Origin of the sequence: Aeromonas sp. FDAARGOS 1411 (genome assembly GCF_019047125.1) — a bacterium.
Taxonomy (GTDB): domain Bacteria; phylum Pseudomonadota; class Gammaproteobacteria; order Enterobacterales; family Aeromonadaceae; genus Aeromonas; species Aeromonas veronii.
In genome coordinates this window covers 2,817,817-2,843,169 of sequence record NZ_CP077214.1, presented here as the reverse complement: position 1 = coordinate 2,843,169, position 25,353 = coordinate 2,817,817, and the positions used below count along the sequence as shown (strand labels likewise).

Below are 25,353 nucleotides of genomic sequence, written 5' to 3'. Positions count from 1 at the left end.
TCGTTGATGAAGATGAACCCTTAGGGGCTTCGCGACGTATGACGGCCCGATAGAGATGATATCCATCCGCATGTATTAATGGAGACGCTGATGGCTTGGAATGAGCCTGGTAACAACGGCAAAGACCGTGACCCTTGGGGGAATAACGGCAAGAATCAGGGACCCCCTGATCTGGATGAAATGCTGCGCAAAGTGAGTCGCCGTTTCGGTGGCTTGTTTGGTGGCGGCAAATCTGGTGGCGATGTAGGTCGCTTTGGTATCTCCATCGCGTTGGTTGTGGCTGTGGTGGTGTGGGTCGTCAGCGGCTTCTACACCATTCGCGAAGCGGAGCGTGGTGCCGTGCTGCGGTTTGGCAAGTTTTCCCATATTGTCGAGCCGGGCCTGCGCTGGAAGCCGACCTTTATCGATCAGGTGATCCCGGTGGACGTCGAGTCCGTGCGCTCCCTGCCTGCCTCCGGTTTCATGCTGACTCAGGATGAGAACGTGGTACGGGTCGAGATGGACGTGCAGTACCGTGTCGTCAATCCCGAGCAGTATCTGTTCAGCGTGACCAATGCCGACGAGAGTCTGGGTCAGGCCACCGATAGCGCCCTGCGCTACGTGGTGGGTCATACCCGGATGGATGACGTCCTGACTACCGGTCGTGAGAAGGTGCGCCAGGAGACCTGGCAGGTGATCGATGGCATCATCGAGCCTTACCAGATGGGTCTGCAGATCGTCGACGTCAACTTCCTGCCGGCGCGTCCGCCGGAAGAGGTGAAAGATGCGTTTGATGACGCCATCTCCGCTCAGGAAGATGAACAGCGTTTCATTCGTGAAGCAGAAGCCTATGCCCGTGAAGTGGAGCCCAAGGCCCGTGGCCAGGTGAAGCGTCTGGAGCAGGAAGCGGAAGCTTACAAATCCCAGATCGTGTTGAAAGCCCAAGGTGAAGTTGCTCGCTTCAACGAGCTGCTGCCCCAGTATCTGGCTGCCCCCGAGCTGACCCGTGAGCGTATCTATCTGGAAACCATGGAAGAGCTCTATCAGCAGGCCAACAAGGTGGTGGTCGACATGCCGGCTGGCAACAACAGCATGATCTACCTGCCGCTCGACAAGCTGTCTGGCAAGCCGAAGGTAACCCAGTCTGATCGTGCCACTGCCGCCCCGGCCACAGAGCAGGTCCCCGTTTCCAACGAGGGTGCCAACTCTACCCCGACAATGCCGCTGCGTAGCGGTGACCGCTTCAGCTCAGGGAGAAACTGATAGATGAAAAAGCTAGCTATTGGTGCAATCGCTGTCGCGGCCATGGTCTGCTTCTCCTCTGTCTTTATCGTTGATGAAGGTCAGAAGGGGATTGTGGTGCAGTTTGGCAAGGTGAAGCGGGTTGACTCCGGTGAACCCCGCCTCTATGAGCCGGGCCTGCACTTCAAGGTGCCGCTCATCGACCAGGTTCGCAAGATGGATGCCCGCATCCAGACCATTGACAGCCAGGCCGACCGTTTTGTCACCTCCGAGAAGAAAGACCTGATCATCGACTCCTACGTGAAGTGGAAGATCGAGGACTTCTCCAAGTACTACTTGGCAACCGGTGGTGGCAACAAGCTGCAGGCTGAAGATCTGCTCAAACGCAAGATCAATAACGGTCTGCGTTCCGAGATCGGTAACCGCACCATCAAGGACATCGTCTCCGGTGAGCGCAGTACCGTGATGGAAGATGCCCTGAAGAAGATGGCGCGCTCCTCCGAGCTCGGTATCAAGGTGGTGGATGTGCGGATCAAGCAGATCAACCTGCCGGTGGAAGTCTCCAACTCCATCTACCAGCGGATGCGCGCCGAGCGTACCGCAGTCGCCCGTGAGCACCGCTCTCAGGGTCGCGAGAAGGCTGAAATCCTGCGTGCCGATATCGACCGCAAGGTGACAGTCATGATCGCCGACGCCGAGAGTAACGCTCGCCAGCTGCGCGGTGAAGGGGATGCGGAAGCCGCCAAGATCTATGCCGACAGCTACAAGAAAGACCCCGAGTTTTTCAGCTTCGTGCGTAGCATGGAGGCCTATCGCAAGAGCTTTGCCGGTGGCAACGACCTGATGGTGTTGAAGCCGGACAGCGAGTTCTTCCGTTACCTCAAGTCTCCTCACGGCACCAAGCAGTAATCGCCACGAGGTCACATTCAAAGGGTCTGCATTGTCAGACCCTTTTGTTTTTCCAGCCGTCGACCCTGGGGGCTGGTTGCATTGAAGGAGGTCGGATGCTGACATCAATGCTGATGGGGTTGGGATTGCTGTTGTTGTTCGAGGGGCTCGGCCCGCTGTTGATGCCCAGGGCATGGCAGCAGATGTTGCGGCTGCTGAGCGATCAGCCACCGGAGCAGTTGCGCCGTATCGGCGGCTCGCTAGTGGTTGCGGGTAGCGTGATCCTCTGGATGCTGAGTCGCTGAGTCTGGCGCAATGCACTGTCCAGCAGATAGCAGACAATAAAAAAGAGGCCGAAGGCCTCTTTTTTCATGCATGTCGTTTACTCAGGCACTGCGCTGCACGGCCATGTGGGCCAGTGTTTCCAGCGCGTGCTTGTGCGGGGAGTCAGGCAGGATGGCGAGGGCGGCAATGGCCTTGTCGGCCTCCTCTCTGGCACGCATGCGGGAGTACTCCAGCGCGCCAGTGCGGTCGAGAATGCCGAGGATCTGCTCAAGATGTTCCATACCGTTGCGGTGCTCGATGGCATCGCGCACCAGCTGGCGCTCTTCCGGCGTGCCCACTTCCATGGCGCGCAGCAGCGGCAGGGTCGGTTTGCCTTCGGCCAGATCGTCGCCGACGTTCTTGCCCATCTCTTCGCTCTGGGAGCAGTAGTCCATCACGTCATCAATGATCTGGAACGCGGTGCCCAGATACTTGCCGTAATCGGTCATGGCCTGCTCGACGGGCTCGGGCTGATGAGTCAGCACGGCTGCAAGGCGAGTGGCGGCCTCGAACAGCTTGGCGGTCTTGCAGTAGATGACCGTCATGTAGCTCTCTTCGGTGGTATCCGGGTCGTTGCAGTTCATCAGCTGCAACACTTCCCCTTCGGCGATGGTGTTGGTGGCATCCGAGAGGATCTTCATCACCCGCAGGTTGGAGAGTTCGGCCATCATCTGGAAGGAGCGGCTATAGAGGTAGTCACCGACCAGCACGCTGGCGGCATTGCCAAACATGGCGTTGGCGGTCTCCCGGCCACGGCGCAGGTCGGATTCGTCGACCACGTCGTCATGCAGCAGGGTTGAGGTGTGAATGAATTCGATGATGGCGGCCAGTTTCAGGTGATCCTCACCCTCATAGCCCAGCGCACGCGCAGCCATCACGGTCAGCATGGGGCGCATCCGTTTCCCGCCGGCGCTGACAATGTAGAAACCCAGCTGATTAATCAGACTAACGTCGGACTGGAGTCGGGCCAGGATCAGTTCATTGACCGCCGTCATGTCGGCGGCACAGAGCGCACGGATAGTCTGTTGGTCCATAAGTCTCGTAACGTGACAGCAGCAATAACTGCGATTTTAGTAATGGCAGGGATTCTACACGATTTCACAATGGGTTACAGTTAGGCGTTTATCCACGGCGGCAGATATGCGCACAAAATAAACTTTTTGCTAAATTGGCCTTGCCTGAGCAGATCGATTTGCGTAGAATGCCCGCCCATTGTTATAGGTTTTTGCGCATGTCTAGCCTTGAGCAAAAGACATGCCTTTACGGAGTTAATCAAATGTACGCGGTATTCCAAAGCGGCGGAAAACAACACCGTGTGGCCGAAGGTCAAATCGTTCGTCTGGAAAAGCTGAACGTTGAGACTGGCGCTACCATCGACTTCAACGAAGTTCTGATGGTTGCTGCAGGCGACACTTTTAAAGTAGGTGCTCCTTTCGTTGAAGGTGGCAAGGTTGTAGCTGAAGTTGTGGCTCACGGCCGTGGCGAGAAAGTGACTATCGTCAAGTTCCGTCGTCGTAAGCACCATCGTAAGCAAGCGGGCCACCGTCAGTGGTTCACTGAAGTCAAAATCACTGGCATCAGCGCTTAATTAGAGGAGTCCGATAAATGGCACACAAAAAAGCTGGCGGTTCATCCCGCAACGGTCGCGATTCTGAAGCTAAACGCCTGGGCGTGAAGCGTTTCGGCGGCGAAACAGTTCTGGCTGGCAGCATCATCGTTCGTCAACGTGGTACCAAGTTCCACGCTGGCACCAACGTTGGTCTGGGCAAGGATCACACCCTGTTCGCTACCGCGACTGGTAAAATCCTGTTCGAAGTTAAAGGTCCGCTGAATCGTAAGTACGTTAGCATCGTTGCTGAGTAATTACGGACCGCAAGGATCCGAAGCCCCGCCAACAGGCGGGGCTTTTGTTTTTCTGACGTCTTTCTGATGTCGTTGACGAAAAAACGGAACGCAGCTGACTTTGGCTCTGACGGGCATGATTGGCAAGATGCGTATCGCCCGCAGGGGTCTGTACCACTATAATTGCGTATCGGTTTTTCGAATTAAGGTGACGGTTACCTATGAAGTTTGTTGATGAAGTCCAGATTCGAGTCGATGCCGGTGACGGTGGTAACGGTTGTGTAAGCTTTCGCCGTGAAAAATATATTCCCAACGGTGGTCCGGACGGCGGTGACGGCGGTGACGGTGGCGACGTATATCTGATCGCCGACGAAAACCTCAATACCCTGATCGACTACCGTTTCGAGCGCTTCCATGCTGCCGAGCGCGGTGAGAATGGCCAGAGCGCCAACTGTACCGGTCGCCGCGGCAAGGACAAGATCCTGCGTGTGCCGGTCGGTACCCGAGCGACCGATGAAGATACCGGTGAACTGCTGGGGGATCTGACCCACCACGAGCAGAAGCTGCTGGTTGCCAAAGGTGGTTTCCACGGTCTGGGCAACACCCGCTTCAAGAGCTCCGTCAACCGTGCTCCCCGCCAGAAGAGTAATGGTACTCCGGGTGAAGTGCGTACCCTGAAGCTGGAGCTGCTGCTGCTGGCCGATGTCGGCATGCTGGGTCTGCCCAACGCAGGCAAGTCTACCTTTATTCGCGCCGTTTCTGCGGCTCGCCCGAAAGTGGCTGATTACCCCTTCACTACCCTGGTACCGAACCTGGGTGTGGTGCGTGGTGAGAACTCCCGCTCCTTCGTGATCGCCGATATCCCGGGTCTGATCGAAGGTGCTGCCGAGGGTGCAGGTCTGGGTATCCGCTTCCTGAAACACCTCGAGCGTTGCCGCGTGCTAATCCACCTGGTGGATATCTGTCCGGTTGATGGCTCCGATCCTGCTGAAAATGCCGTGACCATCGTCAAGGAGCTGGAGAAGTACAGCCCGGAACTGGCTGGCAAGCCGCGCTGGTTGGTGTTTAACAAGATGGACCTGATCCTGGAAGAAGAAGCCCAGGAGGTGATGGATCGCGTCAAGGCGGCCCTGAACCACGAAGGTCCGGTCTATGCCATCACTGCCATCAGCAAGGAAGGCACCAAGAAGGTCTGCTACGACATTCTGGATCTACTTGATACCATGCCCCGTCAGCTGGCGGAAGATGCCAAAGACGCCATCGAGAAGGTGGAGTTCAAGTGGGATGACTACCACAAGAACCAGCTGGCCAAGGCTGAAGCGGAAGCACTGGCTGCCTCTCTTGCCTTCGATGAAGGGCTTGATGATGACGATTGGGATGACGACGAAGATGATGGCGTTGAAGTCATCTACGTCCGTGACTGATCCCCGTCACTCTCATGGAAAACCGGAGCCTGAACAGGCTCCGGTTTTTTTATGTCTATCGAGCAGCAACTCATTAGGTATATTTGTGATGTCACTTATTGCCTGCTACTGATAACCGATTATACTGCCCACCAAAATTAACAATAACGAAACAATCATCTGGCGATGTCGATTGAATCGATATGCGTCGCTGTATCTTATTGTTTTAATGGAAGGTTTGCCTGTGGAAATATTTATGCGCAGATTTCTGCCTTAAAGGCTTGTTTGTGCATTTTTTTAGAGTATTCTTGCGCCCGTTTTGCCGGTTAATGCATGAATACGCAGGTTGGCCGGGCTAGGGAAAGTAACATTAGGGCAGTCATATCATGTTGGAAAAGAGTCTCGAAGCACCTGCGGTCAATACTCGCCGTAATTTGTTGATGTTTCTGGTTCCGTCACTTATCGGGATCCTGCTGTTCATGACGCCGGTCGTCTATGACGGTAACGTCACCATCCCGGTGGCCGTGCTTGCCAAGCTGGTACAGCGCGTTTTTGCCGATTATCTGGTCGCCATGGTCAGTGCGGTGATCACCACCACCATGCTGATGACGGTGATTGCCTGGTTGTTCAAGCCAGCGATTCTGGTGCGTCGTCCTTTCCTCAACAGCTTGTTCAATGTCTCCCCTTTCTGGGCCTGCGTGCGGGTATTGGGCGGTATCTTCGTGCTGTTGACCTTCTTCCAGGTAGGGCCTGAGGTGCTTTACTCCGGCGCAACCGGTGGACTGGTGCTCAACGATCTGCTGCCGGTGCTGTTCTCGGTCTTCATTTTTGCCGGCCTGCTGCTGCCGTTGCTGCTCGATTTCGGGCTGCTGGAATTTGTCGGCACCATGATGACCCGCATCATGCGTCCGGTGTTCCGGTTGCCGGGTCGCTCCGCAGTGGACTGCTTTGCCTCCTGGCTTGGCGATGGCAGCGTTGGCATCCTGCTGACCAGCAAGCAGTATGAGGGTAAGTTCTATACCCAGCGTGAAGCCGCGGTGATTGGCACCACTTTCTCTGCGGTCTCCATCACCTTCTGTCTGGTGGTGATCTCCCAGGTGAAGCTGGAGCACATGTTTGTCCCCTTCTACCTGACCGTCTGTCTGGCGGGTGTGGTCGCGGCCATCGTGGTGCCGCGTCTGCCACCGCTCTGCTGGAAGAAGGACATCTATGCCGATGGCACTCCTCTGTGCCGCAAGCAGGAAGCCGTGCCGCACCAGCACAGCGTGATGAGCTATGGTTTCGAGCGGGCGCTGACCAAGGCTGACAGCATGACTGATCTCGGCGCAGTCGCACGGGAAGGGGTGAAGAATGCACTGGATATGGTGTTTGGCGTGCTGCCGGTGGTGATGGCGATCGGTACCTGTGCCCTGATGCTGGCCGAGTACACCCCTATCTTCAACTGGCTTGGCGCCCCGTTTGTCCCCTTGCTGGAGCTGCTGCAACTGCCGGAGGCGGAAGCGGCGTCCAAGACCATCATGGTCGGTTTTGCCGACATGTTTATTCCGGCGGTGCTGGCCTCGACCATCGAGAGTGACATGACCCGCTTCGTGATTGCCGCCATGTCGGTAACCCAGCTGATCTATATGTCCGAAGTGGGCGCCCTGCTGCTGGGCAGCAAGATCCCGGTCAAGCTGTGGGAGTTGTTCGTTATCTTCCTGCTGCGCACTCTGGTCACCTTGCCGGTTATCGCCGGGGTGGCACATCTGCTGTTCTAAGGACGCAGCGCAGTGAAAAACGGTCAACCTCGGTTGACCGTTTTTTTATGGCTTTTCCTCTTTTCTCCGGGCTTGATGGATGACGCGGGTTATTCGCAAAACGTCCTGCCTTGCAAGGTGTGGGTCATTCGCCGTGGCCTGAGTGTGGGTAACAAGAGAGAAGGGCCTGCGGGCCCTTGCTCATCAGTGTCCCTGCGGGTGGGGCTGTGCCGGCTTGCGGGGACACTGCACCAGCAGGGTATGGATTGTGAAGGTGCTGATCTGGGGGAAGCTCGGGCTAAATCCCCTCATCGGGTCTGAGCCCCCCATGCTCATCTGAACGTTGGTGAAGGTATGCTGGCTGCGATCGGTTTCCTGATAGCCCTGCGGACAGCTCAAGCTTGCCTGTTGCTGGCAATCATCAGGCGCACCGCACTCGATCTGGAATCGTTGCTGCGAGGAATCTGCGGAGGTGAGCTCAGTGACAGTGGTGGGGGCGCAACCGGACAGCAATATACTGCCCAGCAGGACAATTCTCTGTGACATAAGAGGTTTGTGCTCAGTGGAACAAGAAAAGGGTGGTAGCGTGCCGGCTGGGGCCTTGGTATCCCGTACCGGCCGCCGTATGGGTTAGCGTGACGTTATGCTCAGATAGGACACTGGATGGTTAACGAGTGGACCGTGTTGGCGATGCTATAGGGCTTGGCTGCCGTGTAGACCTTCTTCTCGTCGTCATAGCTTCCCCCCAGATACTGGGTGCTGTAGAGCGTCTGCTGACGACGATCGGTCTCCTTGTAACCTTGCGGGCAGGTCTGGTTGGCCTGCTGGAAGCAGGCTTTCATGCTGCTGCACTCGATGTAAAAGCCGCGCTGGCTGGTATCGGCAAGGTGCACCGGGGTGACGGTGGGGGCGGGGGGAGACAACAGGGCGCAACCGGAGAGCGTCAGTGCGCCCAGCAGAACGAGATGTTTTGACATAGATAACCTGAACAGTGTGGTGTGACAAAGAGTGAGGGGGAGTCTATTGCTCCCCCTTCGCTATAAGGGCACCGTTATAACCAGCCGGGGGCGCTCAGGCCAGCCCGCAAATGTAAGAAAATATGATCCCCCCTGGGCTTGCGCGGCCAGCAGGATGAGCGTTCAAACAATACTTGCCTGAGATTTGTTCCGTTCGATTGCTGCCGCTTGGCAGGCAGAGTGTGGCAGGAGATAGTGATTCATTCAGGTATCCCGTGCTACATTGCCCCACTTGTTACTGGCCTGTAAATCAATGGAGTGACCCATGTCTGCCATCCCCTATTCCGTGCTCGATCTGGTGCCTGTTGCCGAAGGTTCCGTGCCTGCCGAGTCGTTTCGCCGTTCACGGGATCTTGCCCGCCATGCCGAAGGCTGGGGTTACCAGCGCTACTGGCTGGCCGAGCATCACAACATGCCGGGCATTGCCAGTGCCGCCACCTCGGTGCTGATCGGTCATCTGGCCGAAGTCACCACCACTTTGCGGATCGGGGCGGGTGGCATCATGCTGCCGAACCACTCGCCACTGGTGATTGCCGAGCAATTTGGCACTTTGGCTTCGCTCTATCCCGACCGCATCGATCTCGGTCTTGGTCGCGCCCCCGGGACCGATCAGCGCACCATGCGGGCGCTGCGGCGTATGCGCAGCGGTGAGGTGGATGATTTCCCCGCCGATGTGCGTGAGCTGATGAGCTATTTTGGCGACGAGATTGGCGCGGTGCAGGCGGTACCCGGCCAGGGGCTGCATCTACCCATCTGGCTGCTTGGCTCCAGCCTTTACAGCGCGCAACTTGCAGCGGCGATGGGCTTGCCATTCGGTTTTGCTTCCCATTTCGCGCCCGCCATGTTGCTGCAAGCGCTGGAGATCTACCGTAGCCAGTATCGCCCCTCTGCTCGCTGGCCCAAGCCTTATGCTGTGGTCTGTATCAATATGATCGCCGCCGACAGCGAGCGCGAAGCCCGCTTTCAGTTCACTACCGTGCAGCAGCAGTTTTTGCGCCTCCATCGCGGTGATGCGGGCAAGCTGCCCGCGCCGGTCGTCCAGCTTGGTGACGAGTGGGCGCCCCGTGAGCTGATGGCGATGGAGCAGACCCTGGCTCGCTCTCTGGTGGGCGATCCGGAGCAGATCCGCCATGGCCTCAAGGCGCTGCTGGCAGAAACCAGTGCCGATGAGCTGATGTTCAATGGGCCCATCGTCGATCATCAGGCCCGACTGCGTTCTTTCGAGATTGCCGCCGAGCTGATGCAGAGCCTGTAAGCCATGACGAACCCTACTGTCGCGGTGGATGAGGTGTATTGGAATCCCATGGTACCGGAGCTGTCGGTTACCGATCTGGCTCGATCTCTGGTTTTCTATACCGGTTTGTTGGGCTTCTCGGTCCGCTATCGGCGCGATGACCCTCCTTTTGCTTATCTTGAACAGCAACAGGTACAACTGATGCTGGAGCAGGTACATCCGGCGGGTTGGCAGGTCGGGGCGCTGGAGCCACCGTTCGGTCGGGGGATCAATCTGCAGATGGAGCTGACCGAGATCCAGCCGCTACTCGACCGCTTGCAGGCCGCCGAGATTGCACTTTTCCGGCAGCCCACTGAGGTCTGGTATCCAGTGGGCGAGATGCTGGCCGGGCAGCGCGAATTTTTGCTGCAAGATCCCGATGGTTATCTGTTACGGTTTGTGCAATATCTGGGGGAACGAGCGGCTGACTGACAAGAACAAAATCTTAACCATCTGATTTTAAAGGACTGTCAGATGTATGTCGGCTATCTGTCGTGTCACCTTTCGCGGCGCAAGCCCTATGCTGGCCCTGTCAATTACCACAAGGAGTTCGAGATGATCGTCAGGAAGTTGAGATTGCAACGGGGTTGGTCCCAGGATCAGTTAGCAACGTTGACTGGTTTGAGTGTCCGCACTATCCAGCGGATCGAGCAGGGGCAGCAACCCGGACTGGAATCTCTCAAGGCCCTGGCCGCCGTCTTTGAACTCGATGTGGCTCAACTGGATGGATCAGAGCAGCAGGAGCGCGAGATGAGAGGAACTGACACTATGGGGCAGGATGCAGTGCAGGTATCGGCAGAGGAGCGGGCGGCAATGCGCTATGTGGAGGAGCTCAAGGGCTTCTATCACCATGCCGCCAGCTACGTGGTGGTGATCTGCGGGCTGTTTGTCATCAACTACCTGAGCAATCCGGAGTACATCTGGGCCTGGTGGCCAACCCTGGGTTGGGGGCTGGGGCTTGCCTCCCATGCTGTTCGGGTGTTTCAGCCCTTCAAGCTGTTTGGCCCCGAGTGGGAGCGGCGCCAGATCGAGAAGCGGCTGGGGCGCAAGTTGTAACTTCATTCGCCGGAAAACAGGGAACCTAAAACAGCAAGCCCGGCAGATTGCCGGGCTTTGTTATTGGAACGGGTTGTGGCAATCCGTGCGGCAGCGACCGCCAGATTGCTGCGTCCCCCTAGCTGGCGTGAACCGGGCAGGGGGTGGCGATCAGGGCATCATCCTCGTAGCGCCACAGGGTGAGGCTGTTGCCCCAGACACAGCCGGTATCGAGCGCCTTGATGTCGCTCTTGCCGGTGTTGCCCATCAGGGCCGCCCAGTGGCCGAACACCAGAATGGGGTCATCCACGTGATGCTCGCGCTGCTCGAACCAGGGACGCAGGCCCGGGGTCGACTCCTTGGGGCCCTTCTTGCATTTGAAGTCGAGCCGGCCATCGAAGTAGCAGAAGCGCATTCGGGTGAAGGTGTTGATGATGTAGCGGTAGCGGTCGATCCCGACCAGATCATCTTTCCAGCCATCCGGCTGATCGCCATACATGTTGTGCAGCAGCCAGCTGTACTGGTCACCGCGCAGCAGGCTCTCTACCTCGCGGGCGCAGTTGCGCGCGGTGCGGACATCCCATGCGGGGGAGATCCCGGCATGCACCATCATGATGGGCAGATCCGGATGTTCGGCCAGCAGCGGGCGGTGGCGCAGCCACTCCAGCAGTTCATCCCGATCAGGGGCATCCATCAGGCTTTGCAGCTTGTCTTTCTTCTTGAGCGGTGCAACGCCATTGGCGACCGCCAGCAGGTGCAGGTCGTGGTTACCGAGCACGGTGACGGCGCGGTTGCCCAGCCCTTTGACAAAACGCAGGGTATTGAGGGAGTCCGGGCCGCGGGCGACCAGATCGCCGCAGAGCCAGAGCACGTCATTTTCGGGATCGAACGCGGCAAGATCCAGCAGACGGCGCAAGTCGTCGTAACAGCCCTGGATGTCACCGACAAAACAGTTCGCCATGAAACCTCAGTTGATAATATTGGGGATGGCCAGCGTGAAGGGGGCGATAGGCGCCTCAAACTGCTGACCAGAGCCATCTTGCAGGGTATAGCTCCCTTCCATCACCCCGAGCGGGGTCGCCAGCGGCACGCCGCTCTGGTAGCGGTAGGTCTCACCTTCGGCAATGACGGGTTGCTCCCCGACCACGCCCGGGCCTGCCACTTCCAGCATCTTGCCATTGGCATCGGTGATGAGCCAGCGCCGATGCAGCAGTTGCACCGGGCCGGGCCCCAGATTCTCAATCTCGATCAGATAGTGAAACTGGTAAGGGTCTTTGGAGCCCGCCACATACACGGGGTATGGGCGGATCTCGATGTGCGGGAGTGCCACAGGATCAGGCCTGTTGCTGATCCGCCAGCCAGTTGGCGATCATGACAAACTGCTCGAGGGAGAGATTCTCCGGGCGCAGGTTGCCATCGATACCAAGCTCGGTCAGCTGGGCGTCAGTGATGAAGTTGGAGAAGCTGTTGCGGATGGTCTTGCGACGCTGGCCAAAGCCCTCGGTACAGACGCGATTCAGACAACGAATGTCTTTTGCGACTATGGTCGGATTCTTGTGCGGGATCAGGCGAACTACGGCAGAGTCCACCTTTGGCGCCGGTTTGAAGGCACCCGGACCCACTTCCAGCACAGGCACCACCTGGCAGTAGTACTGGGTCATCACGCTCAGGCGGCCATAAGCCTTGCTGCCCGGGCCTGCTGCCAGACGCAACACCACTTCCTTTTGCAGCATGAAGTGCATGTCTTCAACCCGGTCGGCAAATTCGCACAGGTGGAAGATGAGCGGGGTGGAGATGTTGTAGGGCAGGTTGCCGAAGATGCGCAGCGGCCCCTTGCCTTCACCCATCAGGGTGCCGAAGTCGAAACGCATGGCATCCGCTTCGATGACGGTCAACTTGTCTTTGAGGGTTGGGTGCTCGCGCAGGCGAGCTGCCAGGTCCCGGTCAAGCTCGACCACGGTCATTTTGTCCATCTGGGCGGCAACCGGCTCGGTCAGCGCGGCCAGACCCGGACCGATCTCCACCAGATTCTGACCCGGCTGCGGGTTGATGGCGGCGACGATTTGATCGATCACATACCGGTCGTGCAAGAAGTTCTGACCGAAACGCTTACGGGCCGTGTGGCCCATGTGCACCTTACTGCTCATATCTTTTTTTCTCTACCATCTTGATGGCGTGGTTAATCGCGGTGACAAGGCTGCCAGGATCTGCAAGGCCCTTGCCTGCCAGATCCAGCGCGGTGCCGTGATCCACCGAAGTGCGGATGAAGGGAAGCCCCAGGGTGATATTGACCGAACTGCCGAAGCCCTTGTATTTGAGCACAGGCAGCCCCTGGTCGTGGTACATGGCGAGTACCGCATCCGCATCCTTGAGGTATTTCTCCTGGAACAGGGTGTCGGCCGGCAATGGGCCGACCAGATCGATCCCTTCCTGGCGCAGCGTGGCCATGGCGGGTTCGATCACGTCAATCTCTTCACGTCCGAGATGGCCACCTTCCCCGGCGTGGGGGTTGAGGCCGCAGACGTAAATACGGGGTTTGGCGATACCAAACTTGGTGGCGAGATCCTCGTTGAGGATCCGGATCACCTTGCCGAGGCGATCTTCGGTGATGGCCATCGCCACATAGGCCAGCGGAATATGGGTAGTCGCCAGTGCGACCCGCAGCCCCTCGGTTGCCAGCATCATTACCACATCGGCGGTGTTGGATTGCTGTGCAAAGAACTCGGTGTGGCCGCTGAACGAGACCCCGGCCTGGTTGATGATCCCCTTGTGCACCGGCCCGGTCACCACGGCGGCAAATTCGCCGCTCATGTTGCCATCGCAGGCACGCTGCAGGGTCGCCAGCACATAGGCGCCATTGCCTTCGTTCAACTCGCCCGGCACAACAGAGGTGCCGAGGATGACCGGGCAGACGGTCAGGGTGCCCGCCCGCTGGGGGCGGGCAGGTGCGGCGGCATCGTAGGGTTCAAGCTCGATGCTGAGCCCAAGCAGGGTTGCCCGCTCGCGCAGCAGCGCCGGATCGGCGATCACCACCAACTGGTGGGGCCAATCCTGCCGGGCAATCTGCAGCACCAGATCAGGCCCAATCCCGGCCGGTTCGCCCGGGGTAACGGCAAGGCGACGGCAGCTCATCAGCTACCGGCTCCTTCGATCTGGATGTAGGCCTCGTCACGCAGCTCATCCAGCCACGCCTGGGACTCTTCCACGAAGCGACGGTTGTAGATCAGCTGGTAGGCGCGCTGCTCCTGAGCCTTGTCGGTCGCATCCTGGCTGCGGCGATCTTCCACCTGCACGATGTGCCAGCCATGGCTGGTACGGAACGGGGCACTAATCTGGCCCGGTTGCAGACGGTTGACCATGTCACGGAACTCGGGGACATAGACGTTGGGATCAGACCAGCCCAGTTCGCCACCCTGCACCGCAGAGCCCGGATCTTCGGAGTACTTCTCCGCCATGCTGGCGAAGCTGGCCTTGCCGCTCTTGATGTCGTGCAGAATGCCATCCAGCATCCCCTTGGCTTTCTCTTCGCTCAGGATAATGGACGGCTTGATCAGGATGTGGCGGGCTTTCACCTCGGTCTGCATCACTTGCTGCTGACCCTTGGTGTCGAACACCTTGACGATGTGCAGGCCGGCGCCGGAGCGCAGCGGGCCGACGATGTCGCCCTTCTTGGCACCTTGCACCGCTTCCGCCATCAGGGTCGGCATCTCTTGCGGGCTCATCCAGCCCCAGTCGCCCCCTTCCAGCGCCTTGGGACCGTTACTCTCGGCAATGGCCAGTTTGCGGAAATCGGCACCTTGCTTGAGGGCGGTCAGAATGCGCTCGATCTTGCTCTTGGCGGCATCCAGCTGGGCGGCAGTGGGGTTGTCCGGCAGGGCAATCTGAATATGGCCAACGTGGTATTCGTTCTGCTGTTGACCCTGTTTCTTCAGGATCTCCACCACCTGCTTCACCTCCTGCTCGGAGATGTTGATACGGCGGCGCACCTGGTTGCGGCGCACCTCGTTCATCAGGATCTCGCGGCGAACCTCTTCCCGATATTGGGCATAGGTCATCCCTTCACGGGCGAGCTGGGCCCGCAGCTGATCCAGGGTCATCTTGTTGTCGGCAGCGATGCCCTGAATAGCTTGTTCCAGCTGGGTGTCGCTGATCTTCAGCCCCTGGCGCTCCGCCAGTTGCAGCTGCAGGCTCTCCTGGATCAGGCGATCCAGCGCCTGTTTGCGCAGGGTGGCATCGTCAGGCAGGGACTGGCCGCTCTCCTGGGCGGAGAGTTTTACCTTGTTGACCAGTGCGTCCTGTTGACTGGACAGCACCACGTCCTTGTTGACCACGGCCAGCACCTTGTCCATCAGCTCGGGCGCAGCCAGTGCGGCCTGGCTCATGGCACCGAACATTCCCGCGGTCAGCAGGGCAATCAGGGTCTTTTTCATATCCATCTCTCAAGGCTGGACCAGCATCATTGCTGGCCTTTCAGATTAAACGGGCGAACATAGGGCAACAGCTCGGTATCCAGTGTGACGCTGCGGCCACCGGTACCCACGCTGCCAAGTCCCTTCATTTCAAACTGCAGACCAATGACTTTTTCCGAAGTGGGTTTCAGGGTGACGTTGTCCGGCTGATTGTGCCACTCCAGGCTCATGTTGATGCTCCAGCAGCAGGAGTCGTATTTGACACCGATCTTGCGGTCAATGTTCACATCCTGCTTGATGTCACGGTAGTAACCGCCATACATCTGCCACTGATCGGCGATCGGCGCCATCATCACCAGGCCCGCCTGGCTCAGATCTTCTGCCAGTGCCGTGTTGGTCGGATAGCGATAGTCCAGGTTGCCATCCTTGATGTAGCGGTAGTTGACCTGAGTGGTCAGCTTGCCGGTGCGGTACTCGACTGCACCGTTGCCAGCCGTAAATTCACCCTCGGAGGTATCGTACTGGGTCCCCGCATGGGCAAACCACTCATCGGTGATCCGGGCATCCCCCTCGAACGAGAGCAGGGAGCGGGCGTTGGTGCTTTCCGGATTTGAAGGGTAGAGGCGCACCTTGGGTGGCGTCATCTCAAAGGCCTGGGCTACCGCCAGACGCAACCGTTCATCACCCACATTGTCATAGACCCGGCTGGTCAGGCCAACGGTGACCCGGTTGGCATCGCTAATGCGGTCGAGACCGGCAAAGCGGCGATCACTGAACAGGCTGTAGTAATCCTGACGGGTGGTTGTGGAGTCGTAGATCCCGATCTCGTCCTGATTTTTGTAAGGGATATAGAGGTACTGGAACTCGGGCTCCAGGGTCTGGGTGCCCTTGCCATCATACCAGTCGAGCGGCCGATCGAAGTTGACGCCCCCCTTGAGGCGGAAGGAGGGCAGAGTACGGGTAATGGTGCCCTCTTTCAGGGTCAGCTGTTTGCTGTCTGCATCGGTGAAGCGGCTGCGGTCCTGGCTAACCAGATTATCGGGTACCTCCTGGTTGTAGGAGGTAAACATCAGTTTGTACTGACTGGTCAGGTAGTAACCCGGCGCATCCACCAGGGGCACGGTCAGGGTTGGCGCCAGATGCAGGCGGGTGGCGGTATAGCGCTCACCTGCTTGCAGAGTGGCGGCACTGCCACTGTCATAGCCAAACTTGGTCAGTTCACTGTTCCAGGCCAGATCGAACCACTTGCCTTGCTGATAGTAGTTGTAGTCGATACGCGGCAGCATCTCGTGGGGCAGCAGCGCATATGGGCTCAGGATTTGGTAGCGGCGCACCTCGGAGGTGAGGTTCCAGTTGGGCTGGTAGTAGCCGGCGGTAAAGGATTGCTGCAACTGGCTGTCGACCTGAGTGCCCACTTGCGGGCTGAAGTCGTTGAAGTAGTTGTAATCCTTGTCGCGCACCTGGGTGTAGTCGATACCAAAACGCAGGCTGCCATCCATCAGGGCGGAACCGTGGCGGACGTTCATCAGGTAGCGATGTCCATCGGACAGGCCAGACAGACTCGGATTGCTCGGGCTGTACTGCTTGTCATCCGCCAGATTTTCAAAATAGAGAGTGCCGGTGTGGGCGGGGTCCGGCATGTAGCGGAACTCCACCTGTTCCATCAGGCCGCGTTTATCCATAAAACGGGAGGTGATGGTGGCATCATAGTTGGGGGCAATGTTCCAGTAGAAGGGCTGGGTGATATCCATGCCGTTGCTGGAGCTCTGCTTGTAACCCGGGTAAAGCAGACCGGTCTTCCGCTCATCCTTGATGGGGAAGTTGATATAGGGGAAGTAGAACACCGGGTAGTCATAGAGCCAGAGGCTGGCGTTCCAGGCTTCGCCGAACACCTCTTTCTGGTCGATGTCGATACTGCCCGCCTTGAGGGTCCACACCTCCTGACCGGGGGGGCAGGTGGTGTACTGGGCCCCCTCCATGGTGATGTTCTGGTTGTTGTTGGTCATCACCACGCGCTTGGCAAAGCCGCGCACCGGTGAGCCATGCACCTGATACTTGCCCTCTTCCAGTTCGGAGTTCTTGGTATCCAGGTTGGATTTGAGGGTCTTGTCGCTGGTGACGGTCACCTGACCGTCGTTGTAATAGATGTTGCCGATGGCGATGACATCCCGGCTCTTCTGGTCGAGCTGGGCATAGTCAGAGTCAAACTTGCGAACACCCTGACGAACCTTGACGTCACCTTCATAGACGGCGGTGCCGCCCTGTTTGGCCTCGAGACGGTCAGCATCAACCTCGACCGGCTGTGCGTTGGCATCCTGATCCGATGCAGGCTTCTCTATCTTGGGAACATAGTCATAGCAGAGACTATCGAGAATGCCGGTGGCTGGCGGCGCTTCGAACGGGGCTGCCTGCACCATCATAGGGGGGAGTGCGGGGGCCAGGCTGATAGTCAGGGCGATGGGATAGCGGTACCCCAGTGTCCATTTTGTCATGTGAAAGACTCGTGCAATCCGTGATAGATACGGTTGATCCAAGGCATGCATTTTACGACAGGTTTCATCGAGTTGACATTGCATGTCATTGCTTTATGTTAGCCGGCAATGATAAAGCATTATTGCGGCCAGGGCTAACAGCCAAGTGCTGCTTTCCACCTTGGTCCTCTACTTATGCACGATCGCGATTCCCTGCTATTGCAGTGGGCACGCCGTATTTCCGGTGATGCCACTCTTCAGTTGACCCTCATTTCCGGTGATGCCAGCTTCCGCCGTTACTCTCGTGGTGGTGGTCTTGTGTGGGTGGATGCCAATCCGAAAACCGAAAAAAATCATGAATTTGTTCGTAACGCGGCCGCCTTGCAGGCGCGTCAGCTGTTGGCGCCAGAGGTGAAGGCGGTGGACTACGAACAGGGGCTGCTGGCGGTCAGTGACCTAGGCGATACCCAGCTGATCAGCTGCCTGAACGAGCACAACGTGCTGGCCTGGTATGGCAAGGCGATTGATTTGCTGCCCCGCCTGGGGGCGGTTGAACTGGCGCTTGAGCCCTTCGATGCCGCCTTTATGGCGCGGGAGAACAGCATTTTCCCCGAGTGGCTGCTGGGCCATCATCTGCAACTGCGCCTGAGCCATGAAGAGCAGCAACTGCTGGACGAGACCTTCGCCTGCCTCACCGCCTGCAATCTGGCCCAGCCGCAAGGAGTCATGCACCGTGACTTCCACAGTCGCAACCTGATGGTGTGCGGCGGAGGCACTCCTGATAGCAGCGAACTCGCCATCATCGATTTTCAGGATATGGTCATCGGGCCGCTCACTTATGATCTGGTTTCCCTGCTGAAAGATTGTTACGTGCGTTGGCCGGACGAGGTGATCGATGAAGGGATGCGCCACGGCTTTGCCACCCTGCAACAGGCGGGTCTGCTTGGCGAGCTCGATTATGCCAGTTTCCGTCGTGATGCTGACCTGACCGGCATGCAGCGCCACCTCAAAGCTGCCGGAATCTTTACCCGGCTCTATCATCGCGACGGCAAGTCCGGCTATCTCAAGGATATTCCCCGTACCCTCGGCTATGTGGTGGATGTCTGTCGCACTCACGGTAGCGCCTATCCGGTATTGGCCCGTTTTGGTCAGTGGCTGGAGCAGGTGGTGTTGCCGGGGATCGCCAATGCTGGAGTTAAATCATGAAGGCGATGATCCTGGCCGCTGGCCGTGGCGAGCGGATGCGCCCGCTGACTGACCTGCTGCCCAAGCCGCTGCTGGCGGTGGGGGGCAAGCCGCTCATCGTTCATCACATCGAAAAACTCAAAGCCGCCGGCGTGACCGAGTTGGTCATCAACCACGCCTGGCTTGGCCACAAGCTGGTCGATAGCCTTGGTGATGGCAGTGCGCTTGGCGTGACCATCCACTGGTCAGCCGAGGAGAGTGCGCTGGAGACCGCGGGCGGAATCGTGCAGGCGCTACCACTGCTGGGCGCAGCCCCTTTTCTGGTGATCAACGGCGATACCTGGCTCGATCTCGATTATCACACTCTGGTCAGCCAGCCCCTTGGCGATGATCTGGCCCACCTCTGGCTGGTACCCAATCCGCCCCAGCACCCGAGCGGGGACTTTGCCCTGCAAGGGGGGCGAGTCATGGATACGCCAGCGTTTACCTTCAGCGGGGTCGGACTATATGATCCAGCGGCTTTCGCCGGTCTCGCGGGCGGCGCCCGCAAACTGGCGCCCCTGCTCCGTGACTGGATGGCGCAAGGGCGGGTGGGCGGCAGCCTGCTCGCTGGCGAGTGGCGCGATATCGGCACGGTCGACCGTCTGCGCGAGCTGGATGACCAGCTCCAGGCCCGCACTCATTAACTTCAAGAGGTCTTGAACCATGCGTATTTGGGGTAAGGTGCTGGGCGCCTTCTTCGGTTTTCTGCTCGGCAATATCATCGGCGCCCTGATTGGCCTCTGGGTCGGCCACCGTTTCGACCGTGGTATGGGGCTGCAGGGGGCGTTTCGTCGCGGCCCGAGTCAAGAGCAGCAAGCCGTCTTCTTCCATGCCACCTTCTCGGTGATGGGTCACATCGCCAAGTCAAGCGGTCAGGTGACCGAGCAGGAGATCCGGGTTGCCTCCAACCTGATGGATCGGATGCGGCTGGCGGGCGAACAGCGTGCCCGGGCGCAGGAGTCGTTTCGTCTCGGTAAGGAGGCCGACTTCCCGCTGCGCGAGACCCTGGCCGAGTTCCGCCGTGCCAGTCTGGGGCAGCGCGATATCCTGCGCTTCTTCCTCGAGGTGCAGTTGCAGGCGGCCTTTGCCGACGGGCGGGTGGAGGAGGGCGAGCGCGCCATTCTGCACACCATTGCCGACGAGCTGGGTTTCAGCCGCATTGAGTTGGCCCGCATTCTGGCGATGGCCGAAGCGCAGATGAACTTCTTCAATCAGGCTCATGGCCAGTATCAGGGAGGCCATTCCGGTGGTCAGCAGTATCGCCAAGAGCCGCCCTCTGCGGATCGGCTCAAGAATGCCTATCAGTTGCTGGGGGTGAGCGAGAGCGACAGCGATCAGGATATCAAGCGCGCCTACCGCAAGGAGATGAGCAAGCATCACCCGGACAAGCTGGCCGCCAAAGGGCTGCCGCCGGAGATGATGGAGATGGCCAAGGAGAAGACCCAGGAGATCCAGCAAGCCTGGGAGTGGATCCGCGAGGCCCGCGGCATTCGTTAAGCGCCAACGTCAGGTTGGAACAGACAATAAAAAGCCCCGCAGTAGTGCGGGGCTTTGTTTTACTGTGTGGCGCAGGCCGGGTTATTTGGCCGGAATCGCTTCCAGCACGTGCACCAGCAGTTGCCAGAAACGCTCGACCGCCGGGATATGTACCTTCTCGTCAGGGGAGTGGGCACCGCGGATGGTCGGGCCGAAGGAGACCATGTCCCACTCCGGGTAGGCGCTCTTGAACAGACCGCACTCGAGACCGGCATGGATCACCATCACGTTGGGCATGGTGCCGAACAGGGTCTGGTAGCTATTGCGTACCAGCGCCATGACGGGGGAGTCCACGTTCGGCGCCCAACCCGGGTAGGCACCGGTGAATTCGCAGCTGGCGCCTGCCAGGGTGAACAGGGAGCGGGTCATCTGCTCGATGCTCTCGCGGCCGGAGTCGATCAGGGAGCGGATCAGGCACTGGACGTACACTTCGCCATCCTGAGTCTTGATGACCCCCAGGTTGGTAGAGGTTTCGGTCACGCCGGGCATGGCATCGCTCATGCGCATCACGCCGTTCGGGCAGGCCATCAGGGCGTCCAGCAGGCGCTGCTGCAGGGAGACGCTCATCAGCTTGGCCGGTTTGGCGGCGCTGTTGACCAGCAGGGTCAGGTTTGGCTCGGTGGCGGCCAGTTCGGTCTGGTAGATCCCGGTGTAGCGGTCAACCAGCGCCTTGAACTCGTTTACGCTGACAGCGGGCACCAGCAGGGTGGCACGGGCTTCGCGCGGGATGGCGTTGCGCAGAGTGCCGCCGTGGATCTCGGCCAGACGAACACCCAGCGGCTCGGCTGCTTTGAGCAGACGCACCAGCAGCTTGTTGGCGTTGCCACGACCGCGATGGATATCGCAACCGGAGTGACCGCCGCGCAGTCCTTTTACTGCCAGTTCGAACGCTTCACCTTCAGCAGCATCAACCAGCTCGAGCGGGAAGCGGATATTGGCATCCACACCGCCAGCGCAGCCCATATAGACCTCGCCATCCTCTTCGGAGTCGGTGTTGAGCAGAATTTCGCCCTCCAGCCAGCCGGCTTCCAGACCGAAAGCGCCGGTCATGCCGGTCTCTTCGTCGGTGGTCAGCAGCACTTCCAGCGGACCGTGCTTGATGGTCTTGTCAGCCAGCACAGCCAAGCAACCGGCCATGCCGATGCCGTTGTCGGCACCCAGAGTGGTGCCACGGGCAGTGACCCACTCGCCATCGACATAGGCATCGATGGGATCGGTCGCGAAGTCGTGTTTGGTGTCGGCGTTGGCCTGCGGCACCATGTCGATATGGGCCTGCAGTACCACGGCTTTGCGATTTTCCATCCCCGGGGTGGCCGGTTTCTTGATGATGATGTTGCCGACCTTGTCCTGCTTGACCGCCAGACCTTCCCCTTGAGCCCATTGGATGATCCAGGCGCTCAGTTTGGCTTCATGTTTGGAAGGGTGGGGGATGGAGCAGATCTGTTCGAAGAAATGCCAAATCAGTTTGGGAGAGAGAGAGCTAAGCTGTGCCACGTCGGGACTCCTTACCAGCACGGAATTAACAGGGCCCCATCAGCGGGCCGGGGAAGAGGATAACGATAATACAGTCAATCACACAAAAATGTGAGCAATCAGCGCAAATCGCAGGCAGCTTGTGCTGGCTGATGGCAACCAGGCAGTACGATCGTCAGGTTCGGACGACGCTGACCGATAGAAAAGAAAATGTGTGACCGATCTCACAAAAATATTGAATTTAACGCACCGACTGGTAAATTAGCTCCCGTGGTTCGCCACCCGTCAGGATGACGATGAAAGCCTCCAGGGAACCGAAGCAAAGCAAGTGCGCCTCCATGGAACCGAGTGTTCGTTCAAGGATTTGAGCCCGCATTAAAGGTACGTAACTTGTTAAGCAATCAGGAGTTTCAATATGCCAGGCAGCAACTCAACCTATTGGTTTGCCCCCTCTTTGTATACCCAGGGTTTCAGCTACCCTAACCCCTTCGTCACTCGTCGCTAAGACGAGCTGCCCAAACAGGCAGAGGCGAGAAAGCAGCAGGTGCGTGAGGTAAATCCTCCCCCTGCTATTTTTTTATCTGCGATTTGCCGCACAGCTCATTAGGACTCGGCAGCAGGGACGGCAGGTTAGTCGTTTGGCGCTCGAGATGGGCCGAATGGAGAGGGGGATGCCGATTTTTCCTGTTTTTGGCATACGTTTGCCAGGCATTTTCTCTGCAAACGGTGCTATCATATCGGCCCAACAGCCTGTCCGCGGTTTGGACACATCATCTAACCGATCGCCGGATAAGCCCATCTTGCTTCCATTGTTATCAGATTTGCTGCCGAGGCTTAGCCCTGAGGCAGCCGAAGTGCAATCTGAATTCAGTCGGGCAAGGGCCGCCATTTACTGGCATCCGCAGGGATAATTGCGGATGTTGTTATTTTAAGTAATTGTTTTTAAATAACTATTCGAGATCGATAACATGCCGAAAAAGTTCTATGTGTCGTGGGACAACCTGCAACGTGAAGCTCGCCGTCTGGCCCGTCGTCAGCTGCCTGTCAGCCAGTGGAAAGGTATCATCGCGGTCAGCCGTGGTGGCCTGGTGCCCGCAGCCCTGATGGCCCGTGAACTTGGCATTCGTAATGTGGAAACCCTCTGCATCTCCAGCTATGACCATGACAGCCAGCGCGAGCTGGTGGTCGTGAAGGCTGCCACCACCGCCGGTGACGGCGAAGGCTGGCTGGTGGTGGAAGATCTGGTGGACACCGGCACCACCGCCAAGGCGATCCGTGAGCTCTACCCGAAAGCCAAGTTCATCGCGATTTTCGCCAAGCCGATGGGCGAAGCGCTGCTGGATGATTTCGAAGTGGCGATCCCGCAGGATACCTGGATCGAACAGCCGTGGGATATGGCACTGGAGTTCGCCACACCGATCTGCGACGAAAAGTAACGGGATCGGGATGTGACGCTCACTGCGTCCATTGGTCGCAACCGGAAATAATGGTTTCACAGGGCTCCAATTTGGAGCCCTGTTTTTTTGTGTATCAATCTGTTGCAGGGTGGCTGATGGGCAGTAAAAGTGGTTAAGATGAGCTATTGCCTGATATGAATGGGATACTATCTTGGACTTGAACGAAGACCTAAACCTGACCGAACAGCTCTTTACCCGCGTCAAGAAGGTATTGGAAACATCCGAGATCTCCAACTCCAGTGCGGCTGATCTGGCGCAAGCCGAGTCAGACGAGATGTTTATCGATGGCTCCATGTCAAAGAGCTGGTATCGCCTGCTGCGTCGCCCCTCCTGGACTTGGCAGGGGGCTGATCCCATCGAAGTGGAGCAGACCCTGGCCCGCATCGCCATGGCGACCGGCGAGCGCACCCACGATTGCTATCTCGATACCATCAAGGGCTATGTGCCCGGCAACTGGATCTACGAGTGGAGCCAGGTGGCTGGCAACTATTTCAAGCAGGGCCGTGAACTGCGCGAGAAGGGTGATCCTTCTGGCGCCTTGAAGCAACTGCTCAAGGCGGTGCGCTACTACTCCATCGCCAGCTATCCCCATCTCAAGGATGACGAGCTGGCGGATCAGGCCCAGCTGCTTGGCAACATGGCCTATCGCGAGGCGGGTCGCCTGTTCAAGGTGCCGCTCAAAGAGATCCAGGTGCCTTTTCGCGGCAAGCATATTCAGGGTTATCTCCACCTGCCGACGACCGAAAAACCGGTGCCGCTGGTGATCATCAGCGGCGGGATCGACTCCCTGCAGCTCGATTTCCTCAACTTCTATCTCAAACGGCTCGAGCCCAACGGTATCGGCATGCTCTCCCTCGATATGCCCGGGGTCGGCTATGCCGAGCATTGGCCGTTGGTGCAGGATACCAGCCGCCTTCATCAGGCGGTGCTCCATTACCTTTCCGAAGTGGCCTGGGTCGATCATCAGCGTATCGCCATGGTGGGAATGCGTCTGGCGGGCAATATCGCAGCCAGACTGGCCTTTATCGAACCGTTCAAGCTGCGCACCGTGGTCTGTGTCGGCGCCGGGGTCAATCAGGTGTTTACCAATCAGGAGCTGTTTGCCAAGTGTCCGCGCATGATGCGGGACAGTCTGGCCAACCGGTTGGGGGCGGATGCGGCGCAGTGGGACGGCATGCGTACCAAGTGCCAGGTATTTTCACTTAAAACACAAGGATTACTGGGGACTCGCACCTCTGTGCCGATATTGAGTATTGGACACAAGCGAGATTTTATTTGTCCCGAGCAGGATGTACGGGCATTGGCGGCGGCCAGTCGTAACGGCAAGGCCATCGTATTCGACAAACAGCCTTTGCTGGAGGTGTATGACAAGGCACTGGACGAAATCGTCGAGTGGCTGAAACAGCATTTGTGTACCTGATATTGCGCTAAAGAACTGACGCCATCCCGAGGTGGCGTGGCTTGTTTAACAGGGAGGTTAACATGTCTGAAAGAGTGACCTACAAGCGACTGCTGAGGCAGTTTGCTGCCATTGGCCCCTATTTGCGCGAAGATCTCTGCGAAGAGGGGCGTTATCGTTTCGACTGCCTGTCGGTCTGCGTCAGCGCCAAGCCGGCGCCGGACAAACGGGAGTTCTGGGGCTGGTGGCTGGTGCTGGAGCAGGACGATCACCACTTCCGTTACCACTATCAGCTCGGTTTCTACAATGCTGATGGTGAGTGGCTGGACAAGCCGATCCCCAAGAAGCACCAGGTAGAAGTGGAGCGGACCCTCAACCGTTTCTACAAGCTCATCAGCGACAAACTGACGGCTCTGGAGTGTCAGTTAGCGCCAGCGGATCAGGTCACCAATGAGTTGACCGTGACCGCCGCTTGATCCCTGATGCCCGGCGAGCAGCATCCCGCTGTTTGCCGGGCCATCAGTCAGCTATCTTCCCTTCCGCCCGCAATCATCCGGGCCTTTGCCACATCACCTCCCTCCGGCGTTAATTGCCTTGCAGGGCTCCATGGCCGTGGGTATAAAGATATTCCTTACTTTTTAGC

The 25,353-nt window shown here is 58.3% G+C and carries 26 protein-coding genes; 16 read left to right on the top strand and 10 right to left on the bottom strand.

The features are described from left to right. The first annotated feature begins 90 nt into the window (after positions 1-90). The 3 genes from hflK (at position 91) to I6L41_RS12645 (ending at position 2,414) form a co-directional block, all read left to right on the top strand. Positions 91-1,242 carry an FtsH protease activity modulator HflK gene (gene hflK / locus I6L41_RS12655; RefSeq protein ID WP_216959235.1) on the top strand — a complete coding sequence of 384 codons (1,152 nt, stop codon included), beginning with the start codon at positions 91-93 and terminating at the stop codon, positions 1,240-1,242. 3 nt (positions 1,243-1,245) lie between these two features. Further along, positions 1,246-2,130 (top strand): protease modulator HflC, encoded by an 885-nt coding sequence (gene hflC / locus I6L41_RS12650; protein WP_005339038.1) that lies wholly within the window; start codon positions 1,246-1,248, stop codon positions 2,128-2,130. A 95-nt stretch (positions 2,131-2,225) separates the two neighbouring features. Beyond that, positions 2,226-2,414, top strand: coding sequence for a DUF2065 family protein (locus tag I6L41_RS12645; RefSeq protein WP_005339036.1), 189 nt, complete (start codon positions 2,226-2,228; stop codon positions 2,412-2,414). Positions 2,415-2,495: 81 nt separating this feature from the next. Here the strand turns inward: I6L41_RS12645 and ispB are convergent, their stop codons facing one another. Next, entirely contained in the window at positions 2,496-3,467 is a 972-nt protein-coding gene (gene ispB, locus I6L41_RS12640) for an octaprenyl diphosphate synthase (RefSeq protein WP_216959233.1), read from the bottom strand. Positions 3,468-3,709: 242 nt separating this feature from the next. Here ispB and rplU point away from each other — a divergent pair, with 242 nt between their 5' ends. The 4 genes from rplU to I6L41_RS12620 all read left to right on the top strand — a co-directional run bounded on the left by rplU (position 3,710) and on the right by I6L41_RS12620 (position 7,435). Continuing rightward, positions 3,710-4,021, top strand: coding sequence for a 50S ribosomal protein L21 (rplU, locus tag I6L41_RS12635; protein ID WP_005304210.1), 312 nt, complete (start codon positions 3,710-3,712; stop codon positions 4,019-4,021). Between the two features lie 17 nt (positions 4,022-4,038). Then, complete coding sequence (gene rpmA, locus I6L41_RS12630) at positions 4,039-4,296, top strand: 50S ribosomal protein L27 (RefSeq protein WP_005339028.1); 258 nt, start codon at positions 4,039-4,041, stop codon at positions 4,294-4,296. Positions 4,297-4,496: 200 nt separating this feature from the next. Then, positions 4,497-5,699: an Obg family GTPase CgtA gene (gene cgtA, locus I6L41_RS12625; protein ID WP_005339026.1), complete on the top strand. Its 1,203-nt coding sequence runs from the start codon at positions 4,497-4,499 to the stop codon at positions 5,697-5,699. Between the two features lie 365 nt (positions 5,700-6,064). After that, positions 6,065-7,435 (top strand): YjiH family protein, encoded by a 1,371-nt coding sequence (locus I6L41_RS12620; RefSeq protein ID WP_216959231.1) that lies wholly within the window; start codon positions 6,065-6,067, stop codon positions 7,433-7,435. Positions 7,436-7,618: 183 nt separating this feature from the next. On the opposite strand, the gene I6L41_RS12615 is transcribed toward I6L41_RS12620, so the two are convergent. Continuing rightward, positions 7,619-7,960, bottom strand: a complete 342-nt coding sequence (locus I6L41_RS12615; RefSeq protein ID WP_201938495.1) for a hypothetical protein — start codon at positions 7,958-7,960, stop codon at positions 7,619-7,621. Positions 7,961-8,061: 101 nt separating this feature from the next. After that, positions 8,062-8,391, bottom strand: coding sequence for a hypothetical protein (locus I6L41_RS12610; RefSeq protein WP_216959228.1), 330 nt, complete (start codon positions 8,389-8,391; stop codon positions 8,062-8,064). Positions 8,392-8,695: 304 nt separating this feature from the next. On the opposite strand from I6L41_RS12610, the gene I6L41_RS12605 reads away from it, so the two are divergent. From I6L41_RS12605 to I6L41_RS12595, 3 genes are all read left to right on the top strand, one after another. After that, the gene (locus I6L41_RS12605; protein WP_216959225.1) at positions 8,696-9,685 is read left to right on the top strand and encodes a luciferase-like monooxygenase; all 990 of its coding nucleotides are present in this window, start codon (positions 8,696-8,698) and stop codon (positions 9,683-9,685) included. Positions 9,686-9,688: 3 nt separating this feature from the next. After that, the gene (locus I6L41_RS12600; protein ID WP_179903209.1) at positions 9,689-10,135 is read left to right on the top strand and encodes a VOC family protein; all 447 of its coding nucleotides are present in this window, start codon (positions 9,689-9,691) and stop codon (positions 10,133-10,135) included. Positions 10,136-10,258: 123 nt separating this feature from the next. Next, positions 10,259-10,759 carry a 2TM domain-containing protein gene (locus I6L41_RS12595; protein WP_216959222.1) on the top strand — a complete coding sequence of 167 codons (501 nt, stop codon included), beginning with the start codon at positions 10,259-10,261 and terminating at the stop codon, positions 10,757-10,759. A gap of 118 nt (positions 10,760-10,877) precedes the next feature. Here I6L41_RS12595 and I6L41_RS12590 read toward each other — a convergent pair whose 3' ends face one another. Genes I6L41_RS12590 through lptD form a run of 6 tightly spaced genes read right to left on the bottom strand, consistent with a single transcriptional unit; the run spans position 10,878 to position 17,639 of the window. After that, positions 10,878-11,699, bottom strand: coding sequence for a symmetrical bis(5'-nucleosyl)-tetraphosphatase (locus tag I6L41_RS12590; RefSeq protein WP_216959218.1), 822 nt, complete (start codon positions 11,697-11,699; stop codon positions 10,878-10,880). 6 nt (positions 11,700-11,705) lie between these two features. Then, a complete protein-coding gene (apaG, locus tag I6L41_RS12585) occupies positions 11,706-12,068 on the bottom strand; it encodes a Co2+/Mg2+ efflux protein ApaG (RefSeq protein WP_031227971.1) in 363 nt (120 codons plus the stop codon). A 4-nt stretch (positions 12,069-12,072) separates the two neighbouring features. Continuing rightward, positions 12,073-12,885, bottom strand: coding sequence for a 16S rRNA (adenine(1518)-N(6)/adenine(1519)-N(6))-dimethyltransferase RsmA (rsmA, locus tag I6L41_RS12580; RefSeq protein WP_005339016.1), 813 nt, complete (start codon positions 12,883-12,885; stop codon positions 12,073-12,075). Continuing rightward, positions 12,875-13,870 carry a 4-hydroxythreonine-4-phosphate dehydrogenase PdxA gene (gene pdxA, locus I6L41_RS12575; RefSeq protein WP_216959214.1) on the bottom strand — a complete coding sequence of 332 codons (996 nt, stop codon included), beginning with the start codon at positions 13,868-13,870 and terminating at the stop codon, positions 12,875-12,877. Before pdxA ends, rsmA begins: the two co-directional genes overlap by 11 nt. Beyond that, on the bottom strand, positions 13,870-15,168 hold the full coding sequence (gene surA, locus I6L41_RS12570) for a peptidylprolyl isomerase SurA (RefSeq protein WP_069526625.1): 1,299 nt from the start codon (positions 15,166-15,168) through the stop codon (positions 13,870-13,872). The genes pdxA and surA overlap by 1 nt, the downstream gene beginning before the upstream one ends. A gap of 26 nt (positions 15,169-15,194) precedes the next feature. Further along, a complete protein-coding gene (lptD, locus tag I6L41_RS12565; RefSeq protein ID WP_216959211.1) occupies positions 15,195-17,639 on the bottom strand; it encodes an LPS assembly protein LptD in 2,445 nt (814 codons plus the stop codon). Positions 17,640-17,813: 174 nt separating this feature from the next. Between lptD and I6L41_RS12560 the strand changes: the two genes are divergently transcribed. From I6L41_RS12560 to djlA, 3 genes are read left to right on the top strand one after another with little or no spacing between them, the layout of a single operon-like run. Further along, complete coding sequence (locus tag I6L41_RS12560; RefSeq protein ID WP_216959208.1) at positions 17,814-18,824, top strand: aminoglycoside phosphotransferase family protein; 1,011 nt, start codon at positions 17,814-17,816, stop codon at positions 18,822-18,824. Then, on the top strand, positions 18,821-19,489 hold the full coding sequence (murU, locus tag I6L41_RS12555) for an N-acetylmuramate alpha-1-phosphate uridylyltransferase MurU (RefSeq protein ID WP_216959205.1): 669 nt from the start codon (positions 18,821-18,823) through the stop codon (positions 19,487-19,489). The genes I6L41_RS12560 and murU overlap by 4 nt, the downstream gene beginning before the upstream one ends. Before the next feature lie 19 nt (positions 19,490-19,508). Continuing rightward, positions 19,509-20,342: a co-chaperone DjlA gene (gene djlA / locus I6L41_RS12550; RefSeq protein ID WP_204419552.1), complete on the top strand. Its 834-nt coding sequence runs from the start codon at positions 19,509-19,511 to the stop codon at positions 20,340-20,342. An 81-nt stretch (positions 20,343-20,423) separates the two neighbouring features. On the opposite strand, the gene I6L41_RS12545 is transcribed toward djlA, so the two are convergent. Then, the gene (locus tag I6L41_RS12545) at positions 20,424-21,875 is read right to left on the bottom strand and encodes an aminoacyl-histidine dipeptidase (RefSeq protein ID WP_216959202.1); all 1,452 of its coding nucleotides are present in this window, start codon (positions 21,873-21,875) and stop codon (positions 20,424-20,426) included. 947 nt (positions 21,876-22,822) lie between these two features. Between I6L41_RS12545 and gpt the strand changes: the two genes are divergently transcribed. The 3 genes from gpt (at position 22,823) to crl (ending at position 25,186) form a co-directional block, all read left to right on the top strand. Beyond that, positions 22,823-23,290, top strand: coding sequence for a xanthine phosphoribosyltransferase (gene gpt, locus I6L41_RS12540; protein ID WP_005339007.1), 468 nt, complete (start codon positions 22,823-22,825; stop codon positions 23,288-23,290). 172 nt (positions 23,291-23,462) lie between these two features. Continuing rightward, on the top strand, positions 23,463-24,731 hold the full coding sequence (frsA, locus tag I6L41_RS12535; protein ID WP_005349360.1) for an esterase FrsA: 1,269 nt from the start codon (positions 23,463-23,465) through the stop codon (positions 24,729-24,731). Between the two features lie 62 nt (positions 24,732-24,793). Then, a complete protein-coding gene (gene crl / locus I6L41_RS12530; RefSeq protein WP_005339003.1) occupies positions 24,794-25,186 on the top strand; it encodes a sigma factor-binding protein Crl in 393 nt (130 codons plus the stop codon). The last annotated feature ends 167 nt before the right edge of the window (positions 25,187-25,353 follow it).